Origin of the sequence: Teichococcus deserti, from assembly GCF_001982615.1 — a bacterium.
GTDB lineage: Bacteria > Pseudomonadota > Alphaproteobacteria > Acetobacterales > Acetobacteraceae > Pseudoroseomonas > Pseudoroseomonas deserti.
Genome location: NZ_MLCO01000167.1, coordinates 1 through 15,683 on the forward strand (window position 1 = coordinate 1; position 15,683 = coordinate 15,683).

At 70.1% G+C, this 15,683-nt stretch carries 14 protein-coding genes; 11 read left to right on the forward strand and 3 right to left on the reverse strand.

What is annotated here, in order from left to right; translation table 11 throughout:
• The first annotated feature begins 25 nt into the window (after positions 1–25).
• The 4 genes from BKE38_RS16470 (at position 26) to BKE38_RS16485 (ending at position 4,861) form a co-directional block, all read left to right on the forward strand.
• Entirely contained in the window at positions 26–1,780 is a 1,755-nt protein-coding gene (locus tag BKE38_RS16470; protein WP_076958372.1) for an ABC transporter ATP-binding protein/permease, read from the forward strand.
• Positions 1,781–1,861: 81 nt separating this feature from the next.
• On the forward strand, positions 1,862–2,707 hold the full coding sequence (locus tag BKE38_RS16475; RefSeq protein WP_076958373.1) for a VOC family protein: 846 nt from the start codon (positions 1,862–1,864) through the stop codon (positions 2,705–2,707).
• Positions 2,708–2,834: 127 nt separating this feature from the next.
• Entirely contained in the window at positions 2,835–3,794 is a 960-nt protein-coding gene (locus tag BKE38_RS16480; protein ID WP_076958374.1) for a 2-hydroxyacid dehydrogenase, read from the forward strand.
• Between the two features lie 77 nt (positions 3,795–3,871).
• On the forward strand, positions 3,872–4,861 hold the full coding sequence (locus BKE38_RS16485) for a Bug family tripartite tricarboxylate transporter substrate binding protein (RefSeq protein ID WP_076958375.1): 990 nt from the start codon (positions 3,872–3,874) through the stop codon (positions 4,859–4,861).
• A 250-nt stretch (positions 4,862–5,111) separates the two neighbouring features.
• Here the strand turns inward: BKE38_RS16485 and BKE38_RS16490 are convergent, their stop codons facing one another.
• Both BKE38_RS16490 and ggt read right to left on the reverse strand, forming a co-directional pair.
• Positions 5,112–6,602: an amidase gene (locus BKE38_RS16490; RefSeq protein ID WP_076958376.1), complete on the reverse strand. Its 1,491-nt coding sequence runs from the start codon at positions 6,600–6,602 to the stop codon at positions 5,112–5,114.
• A gap of 67 nt (positions 6,603–6,669) precedes the next feature.
• Positions 6,670–8,277 (reverse strand): gamma-glutamyltransferase, encoded by a 1,608-nt coding sequence (ggt, locus tag BKE38_RS16495; RefSeq protein ID WP_076958377.1) that lies wholly within the window; start codon positions 8,275–8,277, stop codon positions 6,670–6,672.
• 112 nt (positions 8,278–8,389) lie between these two features.
• Between ggt and BKE38_RS16500 the strand changes: the two genes are divergently transcribed.
• Both BKE38_RS16500 and gpt read left to right on the forward strand, forming a co-directional pair.
• Positions 8,390–8,731: a tRNA-binding protein gene (locus BKE38_RS16500; RefSeq protein WP_076958378.1), complete on the forward strand. Its 342-nt coding sequence runs from the start codon at positions 8,390–8,392 to the stop codon at positions 8,729–8,731.
• 2 nt (positions 8,732–8,733) lie between these two features.
• Complete coding sequence (gpt, locus tag BKE38_RS16505; RefSeq protein ID WP_076958379.1) at positions 8,734–9,213, forward strand: xanthine phosphoribosyltransferase; 480 nt, start codon at positions 8,734–8,736, stop codon at positions 9,211–9,213.
• 257 nt (positions 9,214–9,470) lie between these two features.
• On the opposite strand, the gene BKE38_RS16510 is transcribed toward gpt, so the two are convergent.
• The gene (locus tag BKE38_RS16510) at positions 9,471–10,472 is read right to left on the reverse strand and encodes a D-2-hydroxyacid dehydrogenase (protein ID WP_076958380.1); all 1,002 of its coding nucleotides are present in this window, start codon (positions 10,470–10,472) and stop codon (positions 9,471–9,473) included.
• 114 nt (positions 10,473–10,586) lie between these two features.
• On the opposite strand from BKE38_RS16510, the gene BKE38_RS16515 reads away from it, so the two are divergent.
• The 5 genes from BKE38_RS16515 to BKE38_RS16535 form a co-directional block, all read left to right on the forward strand.
• Positions 10,587–12,164: an ABC transporter substrate-binding protein gene (locus BKE38_RS16515; protein ID WP_165694208.1), complete on the forward strand. Its 1,578-nt coding sequence runs from the start codon at positions 10,587–10,589 to the stop codon at positions 12,162–12,164.
• The gene (locus BKE38_RS16520) at positions 12,164–12,931 is read left to right on the forward strand and encodes an SDR family NAD(P)-dependent oxidoreductase (protein WP_076958382.1); all 768 of its coding nucleotides are present in this window, start codon (positions 12,164–12,166) and stop codon (positions 12,929–12,931) included. Before BKE38_RS16515 ends, BKE38_RS16520 begins: the two co-directional genes overlap by 1 nt.
• Positions 12,928–13,698: an N-acyl homoserine lactonase family protein gene (locus BKE38_RS16525; RefSeq protein WP_076958383.1), complete on the forward strand. Its 771-nt coding sequence runs from the start codon at positions 12,928–12,930 to the stop codon at positions 13,696–13,698. The genes BKE38_RS16520 and BKE38_RS16525 overlap by 4 nt, the downstream gene beginning before the upstream one ends.
• Before the next feature lie 15 nt (positions 13,699–13,713).
• Positions 13,714–15,126, forward strand: coding sequence for a dipeptidase (locus BKE38_RS16530; protein ID WP_076958384.1), 1,413 nt, complete (start codon positions 13,714–13,716; stop codon positions 15,124–15,126).
• A gap of 225 nt (positions 15,127–15,351) precedes the next feature.
• A partial coding sequence (locus tag BKE38_RS16535) for a prephenate dehydrogenase/arogenate dehydrogenase family protein (RefSeq protein WP_242662395.1) occupies positions 15,352–15,683 on the forward strand: 332 nt, incomplete at its 3' end.

A 15,683-nucleotide genomic window follows, 5' to 3' on the forward strand; every position in this document is an offset into this window, starting at 1 on the left:
CACCCGCCGGCCGCGGAGCCCGCCCATGCGCAACCTCTTCCCCTTCCTGCGGGATGCCTGGGCGCTGGCCCGCCCCTTCTGGCGCAGCGAGGAGCGCTGGAAGGCGCGTGGTCTGGTGGCCGTGGTGGTGGCCCTCAACCTGGCGCTCGTCGGCATGGGCGTGGTGCTGACCTTCTGGCAGCGCGCCTTCTACAACGCCCTCGAGGCCAAGGACTTTTCGGCCTTCACCGGACTGATCCTCTGGGGCCACCATGGCGAGGAGGGCTTCATGCCCGGCTTCTCCATCGTCGCCGCCCTCTACATCCTGGTCGCCGTCTATGCCGCCTATCTGCGCCAGGCGCTCGACATCCGCTGGCGCCGCTGGGTCACCGAGCACATGCTGGCCGACTGGCTGCGCGACCGCGCCTATTACCGCATCGGCCTGACGGCGGGTCAGAACGGGGCGCAGGACGGCGCCGACAACCCTGACCAGCGCATCGCCGAGGACAGCAAGCTCTTCGTCAGCAGCGCCCTGGTCCTCGGCCTCAGCCTGATGAACGCGGTGGTGACGCTGTTCTCCTATGTCGCCCTGCTCTGGAGCCTGTCGGGGCCGATGCAGCTCTTCGGCGTCTCCATCCCCGGCTACATGGTCTGGGTGGCGCTGCTCTACGCCATCTTCGGCAGCGTGATCTCGCATGTCATCGGCCGCCGGCTGATCCGGCTGAACTTCCTGCAGGAGCGGGTCGAGGCGAATTTCCGCTACGCCCTGGTCCGCGTCCGCGAGAACATGGAGGGCATCGCCCTGCATGGCGGCGAGAAGCAGGAAAGCCAGGGCCTGCTCGGCCGCTTCGGCGCGGTGATCGAGAACTGGTGGGGCATCATGCGGGTCAGCAAGCAGCTGGCCTTCTTCTCCACCGGCTACAACCAGGTGGCCATCATCTTCCCCTTCGTGGCCGCGGCGCCGGCCTATTTCTCCGGCTCGATGCCGCTGGGCGGGCTGATCCAGACCTCCTCGGCCTTCGGCGAGGTGCAGGGCTCGCTCTCCTGGTTCGTCACCTACTATCCCGACCTGACCAATTGGCGCGCCTCGGTCGACCGCCTCACCGGCTTCCAGAAGGCCCTGGATGAAGCCCGCGCCAGCGCCGGCCAGGGTCCCGCCCGCGCGCCTTCCGCCGGCGCCCTGCTGACCGCCGAGGCGCTGGACATTTCCCTGCCCGACGGCCGTGTCCTGACCCAGGGCGCCGCCCTGGCCCTGGCCCCGGGCGAGGCGGTGCTGATCACCGGCCGTTCCGGCAGCGGCAAGTCGACGCTGTTCCGCGCGCTGGCCGGCATCTGGCCCTTCGGCCAGGGCCGCATCGCCGTGCCCGAGGGCAGCGCGCTGTTCCTGCCGCAGCGGCCCTATCTGCCGCTGGGCACGCTGCGCCAGGCGGTCTGCTACCCGGCGACGCCCGAAGGCTTCTCCGACGCGGCCATCGGCCAGGCGCTGGAGCTCGCCGGCCTCGGCGCCCTGGCGACCCAGCTGGACGATGCCGAGCATTGGGACCGTCGCCTCTCCGGCGGCGAGCAGCAGCGCCTGGCCCTGGCCCGCGCCCTGCTGCTGAAGCCACGCTGGCTGTTCCTCGACGAGGCCACCGCCAGCCTCGACCCGGAATCGGAAGAGAAGCTCTACGCCACGCTGCGGCGCGAGCTGCCGGAGACCGCCATCCTGTCCATCGCCCATCGCCCAGCGGTCGCCCGCCACCATGACCGGGTGCTGCGGCTGGAGGGCGGCACGCTCATTCCACAGGCGGCGCCGGTTTAATGCAAAGTTTTCGCTGGGAGGCTTCGCAAAAACCGGTCCCGGGGCCATGATCACGGCATCACCCTGGACAAGGATGCCACCATGACCTCCGTGCTGCAGCCCGCCATCGACCATGTTGTCATCCATGTCGGCGGCGCGCTGGACGAGGCCGCGGCGCAGTACCAGCGCCTGGGCTTCCAGCTGACCGAGCGCGGCCACCATTCGCTGGGCTCGAGCAACAACCTGGCGATCTTCGGCACCGACTACCTGGAGCTGCTGGGCTACGAGCCCGCCCGCGCCACCCAGCGCGCCGAGCTCTGGCAGATGCCGATCGGCCTGGGCGGGCTGGTCTTCAAGCCGCCCGGCGATGCCGGCTTCCGCGACCGCGTCATCGCCGCCGGCGTGCCCGCCGGGGAGTCGCGCGAATTCACCCGCCCCGTCGCCCTGCCCGACGGCTCCGCCCCCGAGGCGCATTTTCGGGTGACCCACCTGGATGGCAGCGTGGCCTTCGGCGGCCGCGTCTTCTTCTGCCACCATTTCACCCCGGAGCTGGTCTGGCGCCCGGAATGGCAGAAGCAGCCGAACGGCGTCACCGCCGTCGCCGAATTCGGCATCGTCAGCGCCGATCCGGACAAGTCGGTCGCTCCCTACCGCAAGCTGTTCGGCGATGCCGCCATCGTCACCGTTCCCGGCGGCCAGGCGATCCAGACGCCGCAGGCCCGCGTGCTGGTGCTGCAGCCGGATGCCGCCCGCGCCATCTGGGGCGAGGCCCTGCCGCCGCTGCCGGCCGACGGCGCCGAGCTGATGGTCGCGCTGACCTTCAGGGCGGATCTCGCGGCCGCCCGGGCGGCGCTGGCCGGCGGCGGCGTGCCCTTCGTCGAGGCTGGCGGCCGCCTGCTGGTCGCCGCCTCCGAGACCTTCGGCCTGGCCATCGCCTTCGCCGAATGAGCCGCTCCGGGCCGGGGAACCATCCCCGGCCCGGTTCCAGGCAGCCCTCCACCTGTCGGGTTGCCTGACAAGCTGATGTCCTTTATCCCGGTCAGGCTCGTCTACCCTGGCCGAAAGGACTGGCCCCATGGCCCTGCCCCGCATCCTCGTCGCCCGCCGCATCACCGAGGCCGCCGCCGCCCGCGCCCGCCGCGACTTCGACGCGCTGATGGCCGAGCAGGACATGAACGCCGAGCAGGTCATCGAGGCCGCGACCCGCCACGGCGCCGAGGCCATCCTGCTCGGCACCGCCTCCAAGCTGAACGCCGAGGCCATCGCCCGGCTGCCCGCCAGCGTGAAGCTGCTGGCCAACAGCTCGGTCGGCTATGACCACATGGACGCCAAGGCCGCCCAGGCGCGCGGGCTGATCGTCACCAACACGCCGGACGTGCTGACCGACTGCACCGCGGACCTGGCCTTCCTGCTGCTGCTGGCCGCCTGCCGCCGCGCCCATGAATATGAGGGCATCATGCGCGCCGGCTGGGGCAAGACGCTCGGCCTGCCCGACATGCTGGGGGTCCGCCCCAGCGGCAAGACGCTGGGCATCGTCGGCATGGGCCGCATCGGCCGCGCCATGGCGCAGCGCGCCCGCGGCTTCGGCATGCGCATCCTCTACCACAACCGCACCCGGCTTCCCCCTGAGCAGGAACAGGGCGCCGAGTATTTCGCGACACTGAAAGAAATGCTGCCGCACAGCCAGATCCTGTCGCTGCACCTGCCCGGGGGCGCTGCCAGCGGCACGGTGATGACGGCCGAGGCCTTCGCCGCCCTGCCCCGCGGCGCCGTCTTCGTCAATTCCGCCCGCGGCTCCGTCGTCGACGAGGAGGCGCTGCTGCAGGCGCTGACCTCCGGCCATCTCTTTGCCGCCGGCCTCGACGTCTTCCACAACGAGCCGAATTTCGACCGCCGCTTCGCCGAGCTCCCCAACGTCTTCCTGACCCCGCACGTCGCCAGCGCCACCATCGAGACGCGCGACGCCATGGGCATGAAGGCGCTGGACAACATCGCCGCCGTCCTGTCCGGCAAGCCGCCCATCGACCCGGTGTAACTCCATCCGCCAGGCCGCGGGGCCAAAGGCGAAGACGCCACCCCGCGGGCCCGGTTCCCCGTCCAAGGAGAACAGCCATGAACCGCCGCCACCTGCTGCGCGCCGGCGCCCTCGCAGCGCCCGCGCTGCTGCTGCCCCGCCTTTCCCGCGCGCAATCCGCAGCCGACTGGCCCAGCAAGCCCGTTACCATGATGGTGCCCTTCGCCCCTGGCGGGTCTTCCGACATCATCGGCCGTGCCGTCGCCCAGCGCATGACCGAAGCCCTGGGCAAGCCCGTGGTGGTGGAAAACCGCCCCGGCGCCGCCGGCGAGATCGGCGCGCGTGCCCTGGCCCGCGCCACCCCCGATGGCAGCCTGCTGATGGCCGCCCCGATCAGCACCTTCGCCATCAACAAGGCGCTGCGTCCCAACCTGGGCTACGACCCGGAAAAGGACTTTACCAACCTGACCCTGTCGGTCACCACCCCCAATGTCCTGGTGGTGAACCCGAAGCAGGTCGCCGCCAATGACCTGAAGTCCCTGGTCGAGTGGCTGAAGCGCAGCGGCGCGCAGGATTCCTATTCGACCAGCGGCGTCGGCTCCTCCGACCACCTGACCATGGAGCTGTTCAAGCAGCTGACCGGCACCGGCATGGCGCATATCCCTTATGCCGGCGGCGCCCCCGCGACCACCGACCTGATCGCCGGCAACGTGCAGATGTCCTTCCAGAACCTGGGCTTCATCACGCCCTTCATCCGCGACAAGCAGGTGAAGCCGATCCTGGTCACCTCCGAGCAGCGCCACCCGCTGCTGCCCGACGTTCCCACGGCGTCGGAAGCGGGCCTCGCCGACTTCGTGGTCTATTCCTGGCAGGCCATCGCCGGCCCGCCCAAGATGGAACCCGCCCTGGTGGAGCGCGTCCACAAGGCCCTGGTCGCCGGCCTGAAACACCCCTCGACCGTCGAGCAGATGGACCGCATCGGCTTCAGCGTCGTCGCCAACTCGCCGGACGACTTCCGCACCTTCCAGCGGCGAGAGATCGAGCGGTGGACTGACGTTGTGAAGAAAGGGAACATCCAGGCGAGCTGAAGAGAAGCATGGGGCAGGCCCGGGGAATGAATTCCCCTGGACCCCTTCTTTTTTCTGATCTCCGGCCGTGTGCTGACCGGCGCTTCAACGAAGCCGACATGCGGGCATCACGGCGGGACGCCGCGCGCCCTTACAGGTCGCGCTGTCGCTGGGCCGTTTCACGTACCGTCGTCACGTGGACACGGCAGTCTGAAAGAAAAAAGAAGGGGTCGAGGGGAATTCATTCCCCTCGCCTACCCAGCTCTTCTCTTCAATCGAAGCTGAGGAACCCAGGCATCTCGCTGATCGGACGGGCGGCCTGCAGCTTCGCCAGGTCCGGCACCGGGCGCGCCAGCACCGCGTCGCCGGCGACGGCGGCCTCGATGGCGGCGGCGACCGCAATGACCAGCGCATCGCCGCCGCGGGGGCCGACGATCTGCAGGCCGAAGGGCATGCCGGCGCGGTCGACGCCCAGCGGCAGGCTGATCGCCGGGTGGCCGGGCACCGTCACCGCATAGGCATTGGCCAGCCAGTGGAAGTAGTTCTTGGTCGGCGTGCCGTCGATCTCGGCCGGGTAGAGCTCCGACCAGGGGCGCGGCGACAGGGTGATCGCCGGCGAGATGATGACGTCGTAGCCCTTGGCGAAGAAAGCCTGCCAATTGCGGTAGATCTTGGTCTGCTGCACCGAGGCGCGTGCGACGTCGTTGGCCGTGTAGAGCAGGCCTTCCTCGACATTGGCGCGCACGTTGGGACCCACGTCCTGCGGGCGCAGGCGGACCTTCTCCTCATGCGCGGCCAGGAAGTTCAGCGCCCGGAGCACGGCGAAGACCTCGTCACAGCCGGTGCTGTCGGGGTGGGTTTCCTCGACGCTGCCGAAGAGCGGGCTCAGGGCCTTCATCCGATCGGCGAAGACGCCGCGGATGTGCTTCTCGGTGGGCGCGAAACCGAAGTCGGGAGTGCTGGCGACGCGAAGGGACGACAGGTCGATCGCCTCGTGCAGCGGCATGCCGTGGCGGACGTCCTGGTCGGGCAGCGTGTAAGCCAGCGGGTCCAGACCGTGATCGGCCGCCATGACGGAGAGCATCAGCGCCAGGTCGTTGACGTCGCGCGCCATGGGCCCGAGCACCGGCAGATTCGACCAGCCGAGCAGGCGGCGATCGGCGGGCACCAGGCCGGGGCTGGGACGGAAGCCGACGATGCCGTTGAAGGCGGCGGGGTTGCGCAAGGAGCCGCCGGTGTCGGAGCCGCTGGCCAGCGGCACCATCCCCGTCGCCAGCACCACGCCCGACCCGCCGGAGGAGCCGGCGGCCGACTTGGTCGGATCGAAGGGATTGCCGGTGGCGCCATAGACGGCGTTGCGCGTGTTGGCGCCGGCGCCGAATTCCGGGGTGTTGGTCTTGCCCAGCACGATGCCGCCGGCGGCCTTCAGGTCGGAAACCATCTGGGAATCGCGGGCGGGGACATTGTCCTTGAAGATCGGGCTGCCGAAGGTGGTGCGCAGCCCCTCGGTGTCGTCCAGGTCCTTGATGCCGAGCGGCAGCCCGTGCAGCGCGCCCAGCGTCTCGCCCTTCATCACCGCCTGCTCGGCGGCCTTCGCGGCCTTGCGGGCGCGGGCCTCGTCCAGCGCGACCATGGCGTTGACCGCGTGGTTCACCGCGCCGATGCGGGCGACACAGCTGTCCAGCAGCTCGACGGGGGACAGCTTCTTCTCGCCGATCAGGCGGCGGGCGGTGACGGCGGAGAGGTCGCAGGCTTCGGTCACGCGGGAACTCCTCAGGGCAGCACGGCAAGGTCCGCGGGGGGCGTGGCGCCCCCCGCGGCGTCAGGCATCAATAGCCGAGGGCGCAGCCATCCTTGCGCGGGTCGGAGGCGCCGACCAGCACGCCGCGCGCATGGTCGATGAAGATCGCCTGGCCGCCGCCATGCGGCTTGTCGATCAGCTCGCAATTGTGGCCGAGCCGGCTGAGCTGGTCGAGCACCGAGGCCGGGATGCCACGCTCCACCTGCAGCTTGCCGGCATAGGGGAAGAGCCGCGGCAGATCGAGCGACTCCTGCAGGTCCAGGCCGAACTCGAAGTGGTTGGTCAGGAACAGGGTCTGGCCCATCGGCTGGAAATGCCCGCCCATGACGCCGAAGGGCATGATGGCGCGGCCATCCTTCATCACCATGCCGGGGATGATGGTGTGCATCGGGCGCTTGTTCGGCGCGATGCAGTTCGGGTGGCCTTCCTGCAGGCGGAAGCCGAAGCCGCGGTTGTGCAGCATCACGCCGCTCTTCTCGGCCAGGATGCCGGAGCCGAAGCTTTCGAACAGCGAGTTGATGAAGGAGCAGGCGTTGCCTTCGGCGTCGACGACGCAGAGGTACACGGTGTCCTTGTGCTTCGGCAGCATCTCGGCCATGCCGGCCGGCGGCAGCTCGCGCATCGCGACGTCGTCGCGGATCAGGGCGCGCAGCTGCTTCGTGTAGTCGTCCGACGTCAGCTTGCCGACCGGCACTTCCACCTGGGACGGATCGGCCAGGAAGCCGTCGCGGTCGCGATAGGCGAGGCGCGCGGCCTCGACATGGCGGTGCAGCCGGGTGACGCCGAGCGGACCGCCTTCCGGCGTCTCGCACTGGCCCAGCACGCCCAGCATCTGCAGCACCAGCAGGCCCGAACCGTTCGGCGGGCACTGGTAGACGTCCATGCCCTTCCACCTGGTCTGGATCGGCGTGACGAATTCGGCGACGTCGAGGCCGGCGGCGAAGTCGGCCTCGGTATGGGTGCCGCCGGCGGCCTGCAGGGCGGCGACCATGTCGGCCGCGATCTCACCCTCGTAGAAGGCCTTCGCGCCGCGCTCGCCGATGGCGCGCAGCGTCTTGGCCAGCGCGGGCTGGGCGAACTTGTCGCCGACGGCGAAGGCCTTGCCGTCCTTCAGGAAGTGCTTCGCGGCCGCAGCATTCTTGGCGAGCTTCGGCGCCGCCGATTCCCAGTCGCTGGCGACGCGGCCATGCACCGGATGGCCTTCCTCGGCGATCTTGATGGCCGGCGCCAGGATCTGCGCCAGCGACAGCTTGCCATGCGCCTTGTTCAGCTTCTCCCAGGCGGAGACGGCGCCGGGCACGGTCACCGAATGCGCCGAGGTGTTGACCATGGCGGTCAGCCCGTCGGCCCGCAGCTTCTCCGGCGTGGCGCCGGCCGGCGCGCGGCCGGAGCCGTTCATGGCGACGACCTTCCCCGTCCCCGCCGGGGCATAAAGACAGAAATTGTCGCCGCCGATGCCGGTGGACTGGGGCTCGATCACCGCCAGCACGGCGCAGGCGGCGATGGCGGCGTCGAGCGCGTTGCCGCCCTGGCGCAGGATGTCGATGGCGGTCAGCGTCGCCGCCGGCATGGAGGTCGCGGCCATCCCGTGGCTGGCGAGGACGGGGCTGCGGCCGGGGGCATGGAAGTCGCGCATGGGGTGCTTTCTAACCTGGACGTCGAAAAGGAGGCGGCGAGGCTGGCACGGCTCGGCGCCCGCAGCAATCCGCCCACTTCCGCCGGGCGGCGGGCTGCGCTATCGATTCCCGATGGAAGCCACCGCGACGATCGACGATTTCGACCGCCTCGACATCCGTGTCGGCACGGTGGTCGACGCCCGCCCCCTGGAAGGCGCGCGCAAGCCGGCCTTCAAGCTGGAGATCGACCTGGGGCCGGACATCGGCATCCGGAAGTCCTCGGCCCAGGTCACGGTCCATTACAGCCCGGACAAGCTGATCGGCCGGCAGGTGCTCTGCGTGGTGAACTTCCCGCCGCGCCGCATCGCCGGTTTCGAAAGCCAGGTGCTGACCCTCGGCCTGCCCGACAGCGAAGGCGCCGTGGTGCTGCTCAAGCCCGACTTCAAAGTCCCCAACGGTGGGAAAATGTTCTGACCATGCCGCCCCGTTACTACACCGTCAGCTGGGACCAGCTGCACCGCGACAGCAAGGCGCTGGCCTGGCGCCTGATCGAGCGCGGCCCCTGGACCGGCATCGTCGCCATCACCCGCGGCGGGCTGATCCCGGCCGCCATCGTGGCGCGCGAGCTGGATTGCCGGCTGATCGAAAGCGTCTCCATCGTCACCTATGACGAGGAGAAGCGCGGCGAGCCGGTGGTGGCCAAGCACCCGCTGGCCGCCGGCGACGGCGCCGGCTGGCTGGTGCTGGACGACCTGGTCGATACCGGCACGACGGCCAAGGTGGTTCGCGCCATGCTGCCCAAGGCGCATTTCGCGACGGTCTACGCCAAGCCGGCCGGCAAGCCGCTGGTCGACACCTTCATCACCGAGGTGTCGCAGGATACCTGGATCCTGTTCCCCTGGGACACCGAGGCGCAGTTCATCGCGCCGATCGCGAAGTCGATGATTCAGAAGTAAGCTTTGAAGGTCGGGGGAATGAATTCCCCCAAACCCCCTTCTTCTTTTTGTGGTGACTGCCGTGTCCACGTGACGACGGTACGTGGCCCAGCCCAGCAGCAGCGCGACCTTTCAGGCTGCGCTGTTTTTGTATTCAGCGTCCCGCCGACATGCCCTGGCAACGGCGCCGTTGCAGCGCTGATCCCGTCACGGCCGGTGAACAGAAAAAAGAAGGGGTCCAGGGGAATTCATTCCCCTGGCCTGCCTCTGCCTTCGCTTCAGTAGCCTTTCTCAGGAAGAACCCGATTGGGCATCGGCTTCCCGGCCCGCGTGGCGCGGAGGTTGGCGAAGAGGATATCCAGGCTGTTGTCGTTGTAGGTCTCGGGGTCGTCCGAGGACATATGCGGCGTGATGAACAGGCCCGGGGTGCGCCACAGGCGATGGTCCTTCGGCAGCGGCTCCGGCGTGGTCACGTCTGTCACCACGCCGCCGAGCCTGCCGGCGTCGAGCGCGTCGCACAGGGCTTCCTGGTCCCAGAGGCCGCCGCGGCCCATGTTCACCAGGCGCGCGCCCTGGCGCAGCAGGCCGAAGCGGCGGGCATCCATCAGCCCCTGGGTCTGCGGCGTCAGCGGGCAGGCCAGCACCAGGTAGTCGGCGCGGGGCAGCACGGTATCGATATCGCTCTGCGCCACCACCTCGTCGCACGACTCGTGCGGGGCAGCGGTATGGCGCACACCGATCACCTTCATGCCGAATTGCTTGGCCCGTCCCGCCACCGCACCGCCGAGGGAGCCGAGGCCGACCACCACCACCGTGCGGCCGGCCAGGACCGAGGCGAAGCGGGGCGACCAGGCGCCCTCGCGCTGGCGCTCGGCGAAATGGGGGATGTGGTTGGCCAGCATCAGCAGGGCCATGATGCCGAACTCGCCGGCCTTGTTGGCATGCGCGCCGCGGTTGTTCAGCAGGGCGACGTCGTCGGGCAGCCAGGCGAAGGGCGCCAGGCGGTCGAGGCCGGCCGAGGTGCAGAAAATGGTCTTCAGCTTCGGCGCGAAGTCGCGGCCGGCCTTGAGCTGGCCCTGGCCGAAGCGCGCCAGCACCTCGCGCGTCCAGGTGACGACCAGCTCCGCCTCCTGCATGGCGGCGGCATAGCCGGCCTCGTCATGGGCAAAGCTGACCTGGAGGTCGGCCATGTCCGGCGAGCGGGCGATGGCGGCCTGCCATTGGGCGGGCGTGATGGGGAAGACCGTCTCGCCGGCCGGATTCTGGACATGGATGCGCATGCGGCGAGGGTCGCATGGCCAGGGCCGGCGTCAAGCGGCCTGACGGGTGGATTGACAGGCCTCGGCCTTGCGCGCGGGATGGCAACGACCGTCCCTCCCGGAAGGCTTCCTGCCATGTCGAGATTCGTCCCCGCGGCGCTGGCCGCTTTCGTCCTGGCCGCCGCCCTGCCCGCTGCGGCGCAGGAGCTCACCATCGGCATGCAGGGCGAGCCCGGCACGCTGGACCCGCAGTTCAACCTGCTGGGCACCAACACCTCGGCGCTGCGCAACATCTACGACACGCTGCTGTCGCGCGATTCCAGCCTGCAGCTGCGCCCGTCGCTGGCGGAAAGCTGGAAGGCGATCGACGAGACCACCTGGGAGTTCCGCCTGCGCGAGGGCGTGCGCTTCCATGACGGCAGCCCGCTGACCGCCGAGGATGTCCGCTTCACCATCGCCCGCGTGCCCAACGTCCAGGGCAATCCGAACAGCTACGCCACCTACATCCAGGGCATCCGCGAGGTGCAGGTGGTCGATGCCCGCACCGTGCGCTTCCTGACCGAGGGGCCGGTGCCGCTGCTGCCGGTCAACCTGTCGAACATCTTCATCATTTCCTCGGCCAAGGGGCTGCGCAGCACGTCCGAGTTCAACAACGGCTCCGCGGCGATCGGAACCGGGCCGTATCGGCTGGCATCGTGGCAGCCGGGGCAGCCGCTCGTGCTGGAGCGCAATGGCGGCTATTTCGACCCGCCCCCCGCCTGGTCGCGGGTCAGCTTCCGGCCGATCCCGAGCGATGGGGCGCGGGTCGGCGCGCTGCTCTCGGGCGATGTCGACTTCATCAACGCCGTGCCGCTGCAGGACGTGGCGCGGCTGGAGAAGAGCGAGGGCGCCCGGCGCTTCCGCGTCTTCAGCGGCCCCTCGGCCTATGTCTACATGCTGTTCCCCGAGCTCGGGAAGGAGCCGCTGGCCGGGATGCGCGATGCCCAGGGCCAGCCGCTGGCGCGCAACCCCTGGAAGGATGCGCGGGTGCGCGAGGCCATGTCGCTGGCCATCAACCGCCAGGCCATCGTCGAGCGGCTGATGGAAGGCCGCGCCCGCGTCGCCAACCAGGCGGTGCCGGAGGGGTATTTCGGCCACTCGACCCGCATCGCGCCGGCCCGCTTCGATGCCGAGCGCGCGCGGACCCTGCTGCGCGAGGCGGGCTATCCGAATGGCTTCCAGACCACGCTGTCCTGCCCCAACGACCGCTTCGTCAATGACAGCAAGATCTGCGAGGCGGCGGCGCAGCAGCTGCAGCGCGTCGGCATCCGGGTCGAGCTGAACGCCCTGCCCCGCGCCACCTTCTTCCCCGCCCGCGCCCGCCGCGAATGGCCGCTGCATGCCGCCGGCTGGGGCAGCCTGACCGGCGAGAGCAGCTATTTCCTGACCAGCCAGATCCACACGCCGGACCGGGCGCAGGGGCTCGGCGCCATCAACTATTCCGGCATCGGCGATCCGGCGATCGACACGCTGATCCAGCGCGCCCGCCGCACGCTGGACGAGGCCGAGCGCCGCGCCCTGCTGGAGGAAGCGATGGAGAAGACCATTGCGCAGAACCTGCTGGTGCCGATCCTGACCTTCGAATCCGTCTGGGCCGGGCGCGCCGACCGCGTCACCTTCACGCCGCGCGGCGACGAGGAGACGCTGGCCATCGAAGTGCGGCCGGCGCGCTGATGCCGGTCGCCATCGACCTCTCGGGCCGCCGCGCGCTGGTCACCGGCGCCGGCAGCGACGGCATCGGCCGCGCCAGCGCCCGCCTGCTGGCCGAGGCCGGCGCCCGCGTCGCCATCCACCACCTGGCCGAGCCCGAGGCCGCGGCGTCGCTGGCCGCCGAATGCGGCGGCGTGGCGCTGCAGGCCGATCTGGGCGACGCGGCCGCAGCCGGCGCCCTGGCGCATCGCGCGGCCGAGGCGCTGGGCGGGCTCGACATCCTGGTCAGCAATGCGGGCGTGCTGCTGCGCAAGCCACTGGCCGAGACCACCGACGAGGATTTCGCCCGCATCCATGCGGTGAACCTGTCCGGCGCCTTCGCGCTGTCCCGGGAAGCGGCCGTGGTCATGCGTGCGGCGGGGCAAGGCGGGCGGATCGTCTTCACCTCCTCGGTCAACCAATGGATGCCCAATCCGGGGCTGGTCGCTTATGGCAGCGCCAAGGGTGGGCTGATGCAGCTGGCCCGCCAGATGGCGCTGGAGCTGGCGCCCGACGGCATCACCGTGAACCTGGTCGCCCCCGGCACCATCGAGAGCGACTTCAACCGGCAGGCGCTGGCCGACCCGGCGTGGCGGGCGCAGAAGATGGCACTGATCCCGGCGGCCCGGATCGGCACGCCGCGCGATGCCGCCGGCGCCGTGCTGTTCCTTGCCAGCGATTTTTCATCCTATGTCACCGGCAGCACCGTCGTGGTGGATGGCGGGCTCAGCCTGATGGGGATGCGGCCGTGAGCGAGTTCTGGGAAGCCTATGCGCTGCGCTTCGCGCTCGACCCCGACCGGCTGGCGGCGCGCAGCTTCCTGGGCGGCGCTGGCGGCGACGAGAAAGCGCCCTTCGCCTATCATTCCTTCCTGCTGCGCGGCCCGCTGGGCTGGGTGGCGGTGGACACGGCGGCGACCGCGGCTGCCTGCGCCCATTACGCCAAGCCGGTGGAAGGCACCCTGCCCGAGGCTTTAGCGACGCTCGGCATCGACCCGGCCGAGGTGCGCCACGTCGTCCAGACCCATCTGCACTGGGACCATGCCGGCCAGCCCGGGCTGTTCCCCAAGGCCACCTTCCACATGCAGGCCCGCGAGATGGGTTACGTCACCGGCCCGGCGATGCGGCACGACGCGCTGCGCTCCGGCTACCTGGCCGACGACATCGCGGCGCACGTCACCCTGCTGCACCAGCGGCGGATGGTGCTGCATGACGGGACGGTGGAGCTCGCCCCCGGCCTGACCCTGCACCATGCCGGCGGCCATACCGACGGGCTGCAATTCCTGCGGCTGCGCACCCGGCGCGGCTGGATGGTGCTGGCCGGCGACACCGTGCCGCTGCGCGACCACCTGGCGCGGCGCATCCCCTTCCCGACGCTCTACCATGTGGGCGACGCCATCGAGGCCTTCGACAAGGTCGAGGCCCTGGCCGACAGCCCGGCCTTGATCATCCCCGGCCACGACCCCTGGGTGCTGGAGGCGCATCCGCGCCTGACCCCGCACCTGGCCCGCCTGGACTAAAGGATTCTTGTCACGATGAGCCAAGCTGTTGCCGATCGCCTGGTCGCCGATCAGGAAGACATCCTGGAGCGGCTGAAGGCCCTGCTGCGCCTGCCCAGCGTCAGCACCGACCCCGCCTATGCCGCCGGCATGCAGGCGACGCGCGAATTCCTGCTGCAGCGCCTGACCGAGCTCGGGCTGCAGAAGGTGCAGCTGCTGGATGGCGGCGGCCAGCCGGCGGTCTATGGCGAATGGCTGGGCGCTCCGGGCAAGCCCACCATCGTCGTCTATGGCCATTACGACGTGCAGCCGCCCGACCCGCTGGAGCAGTGGGTCACGCCGCCCTTCGAGCCCGCCATCCGCGACGGCCGCCTCTATGCCCGCGGCGCCTCCGACGTGAAGGGCTCGACGCTGATCGCCGTCGAGACCATCGGCGCCTTCCTGGCGGTCGAGGGCGCCTGCCCGGTCAACGTGAAGTTCTTCCTGGAAGGCGAGGAGGAGACCGGCAGCCCCAGCATCCGCCGCATCATCGAGACCTACCGGGACCTGCTCTCGGCCGATGCCGTGCTCTCCGCCGATGGCGGCCGCGCCAGCACCACCATCCCGACGCTGAACACCGGCTCGCGGGGGCTGTGCAAGCTGGAGGTCACCCTCCGCTCCGCCCAGAAGGACATGCATTCCGGCCGCTATGGCGGCGCCGTGCGCAACGCCCTGCATGAGCTGGCCCGGCTGGTCACCACCCTGCATGACGAGGATGGCCGCATCCTGGTGCACGGTTTCGACAGCGACGCGACGCCGCTGACCAACCGCGACCGGGCCGACGCCGCCGAGCTCGCCGGCGATGATTCCCTGTTCTATGGCAGCGTCGGCGCCACCCCGCATGGCGACCCGGCCTATGCCGTGCGCGAGCGCGTCACGCTGCGGCCCTCGATCGACGTCAACGGGATGTGGGGCGGCTATACCGGCGCCGGCAGCAAGACCGTCATCGCCGCCGAGGCCCATGCCAAGATCACCGCCCGCCTGGTGCCCGGCCAGGATGCCGATGCCGCGCGGCAGAAGATCCTCGACCACCTGCAGGCGCATTGCCCGGCCGGGGTGACGCTGGAATTCTCGCCCCCGGGCGGCAATTCCCCCTCCTCCACCCTGCCCGACGGCCATCCGCTGCTGGTCGCGGCCGAGGCGGTGGTGCGCCAGACGCTGGGCCGCGCCCCGGCCCGGGCACGCATCGGCGGCACCCTGCCGATCACCGGCATCTTCCAGGAGATGCTGGGCATCGACACGCTGATGTTCGGCTTCGCCATGCCCGACGAGGACGTCCACGCCCCGAACGAGTTTTTTCGGCTTTCCTCCCTGGAAGAGGGGCTGAAGGCTTGGCCGCTGCTGCTGAGCCGCCTGGGCGACGCCGGCTCGGAGGCCTTCAAGCCCTGGCGCAAGCAGCCGACCGCTTGACGCGGGGCGACGGCAGGGGCCATCATCCCGGCGATGACCGCGTTCGCGCCCCTGCCGCGCCTGTATTACCGCCGCTCCTCATAACGAGCGGCCCGGTCTGATCTGTTCTGATCGAACGAAGCCGCCGCAGGGCGGCTTTTTCATGCGAGCACGACAACCCTGCGGTGGCCCCCAAGCCCCGAGGGTTCCATGTCCAGCCACCATCGAAAACGACCCCAGATTGGATTGATCGGCCTCGGTGCCTTCGGCGCCTTCTGCCGTCCGCATCTGGAAAAGCTCGGCCCCGTGCTGGGCCACGACCCGGCCCAGCCCGACAGCGCCCCGCTGGCCGAGGCCGCATCCCAACCCGTGGTCATCCTGGCCGTCCCCGTCGCCCGCCTGGCCGAGGCCGCCCGCGCCATCGCCCCCCATCTGCGCCCAGGCGCCCTGGTCATCGAGGTCTGCTCGATCAAGACCCACCCGCTCGCCGTGCTGCGCGCCGCCTTGCCCGCCCATGTCGAGCTGCTCGGCACCCACCCGCTGTTCGGCCCGCAATCCGGCCGCGACGGCATCGAAGG

What these genes read in the sequence shown, in the direction of transcription:
- BKE38_RS16470 (WP_076958372.1), top strand. Translation starts at nt 26, where the DNA reads ATGCGCAACCTCTTCCCCTTCCTGCGGGATGCCTGGGCGCTGGCCCGC.
- BKE38_RS16475 (WP_076958373.1), top strand. Translation starts at nt 1,862, where the DNA reads ATGACCTCCGTGCTGCAGCCCGCCATCGACCATGTTGTCATCCATGTC.
- BKE38_RS16480 (WP_076958374.1), top strand. Translation starts at nt 2,835, where the DNA reads ATGGCCCTGCCCCGCATCCTCGTCGCCCGCCGCATCACCGAGGCCGCC.
- BKE38_RS16485 (WP_076958375.1), top strand. Translation starts at nt 3,872, where the DNA reads ATGAACCGCCGCCACCTGCTGCGCGCCGGCGCCCTCGCAGCGCCCGCG.
- ggt (WP_076958377.1), bottom strand. Translation starts at nt 8,277, where the DNA reads ATGCGCGACTTCCATGCCCCCGGCCGCAGCCCCGTCCTCGCCAGCCAC.
- BKE38_RS16500 (WP_076958378.1), top strand. Translation starts at nt 8,390, where the DNA reads ATGGAAGCCACCGCGACGATCGACGATTTCGACCGCCTCGACATCCGT.
- gpt (WP_076958379.1), top strand. Translation starts at nt 8,734, where the DNA reads ATGCCGCCCCGTTACTACACCGTCAGCTGGGACCAGCTGCACCGCGAC.
- BKE38_RS16510 (WP_076958380.1), bottom strand. Translation starts at nt 10,472, where the DNA reads ATGCGCATCCATGTCCAGAATCCGGCCGGCGAGACGGTCTTCCCCATC.
- BKE38_RS16515 (WP_165694208.1), top strand. Translation starts at nt 10,587, where the DNA reads ATGTCGAGATTCGTCCCCGCGGCGCTGGCCGCTTTCGTCCTGGCCGCC.
- BKE38_RS16520 (WP_076958382.1), top strand. Translation starts at nt 12,164, where the DNA reads ATGCCGGTCGCCATCGACCTCTCGGGCCGCCGCGCGCTGGTCACCGGC.
- BKE38_RS16530 (WP_076958384.1), top strand. Translation starts at nt 13,714, where the DNA reads ATGAGCCAAGCTGTTGCCGATCGCCTGGTCGCCGATCAGGAAGACATC.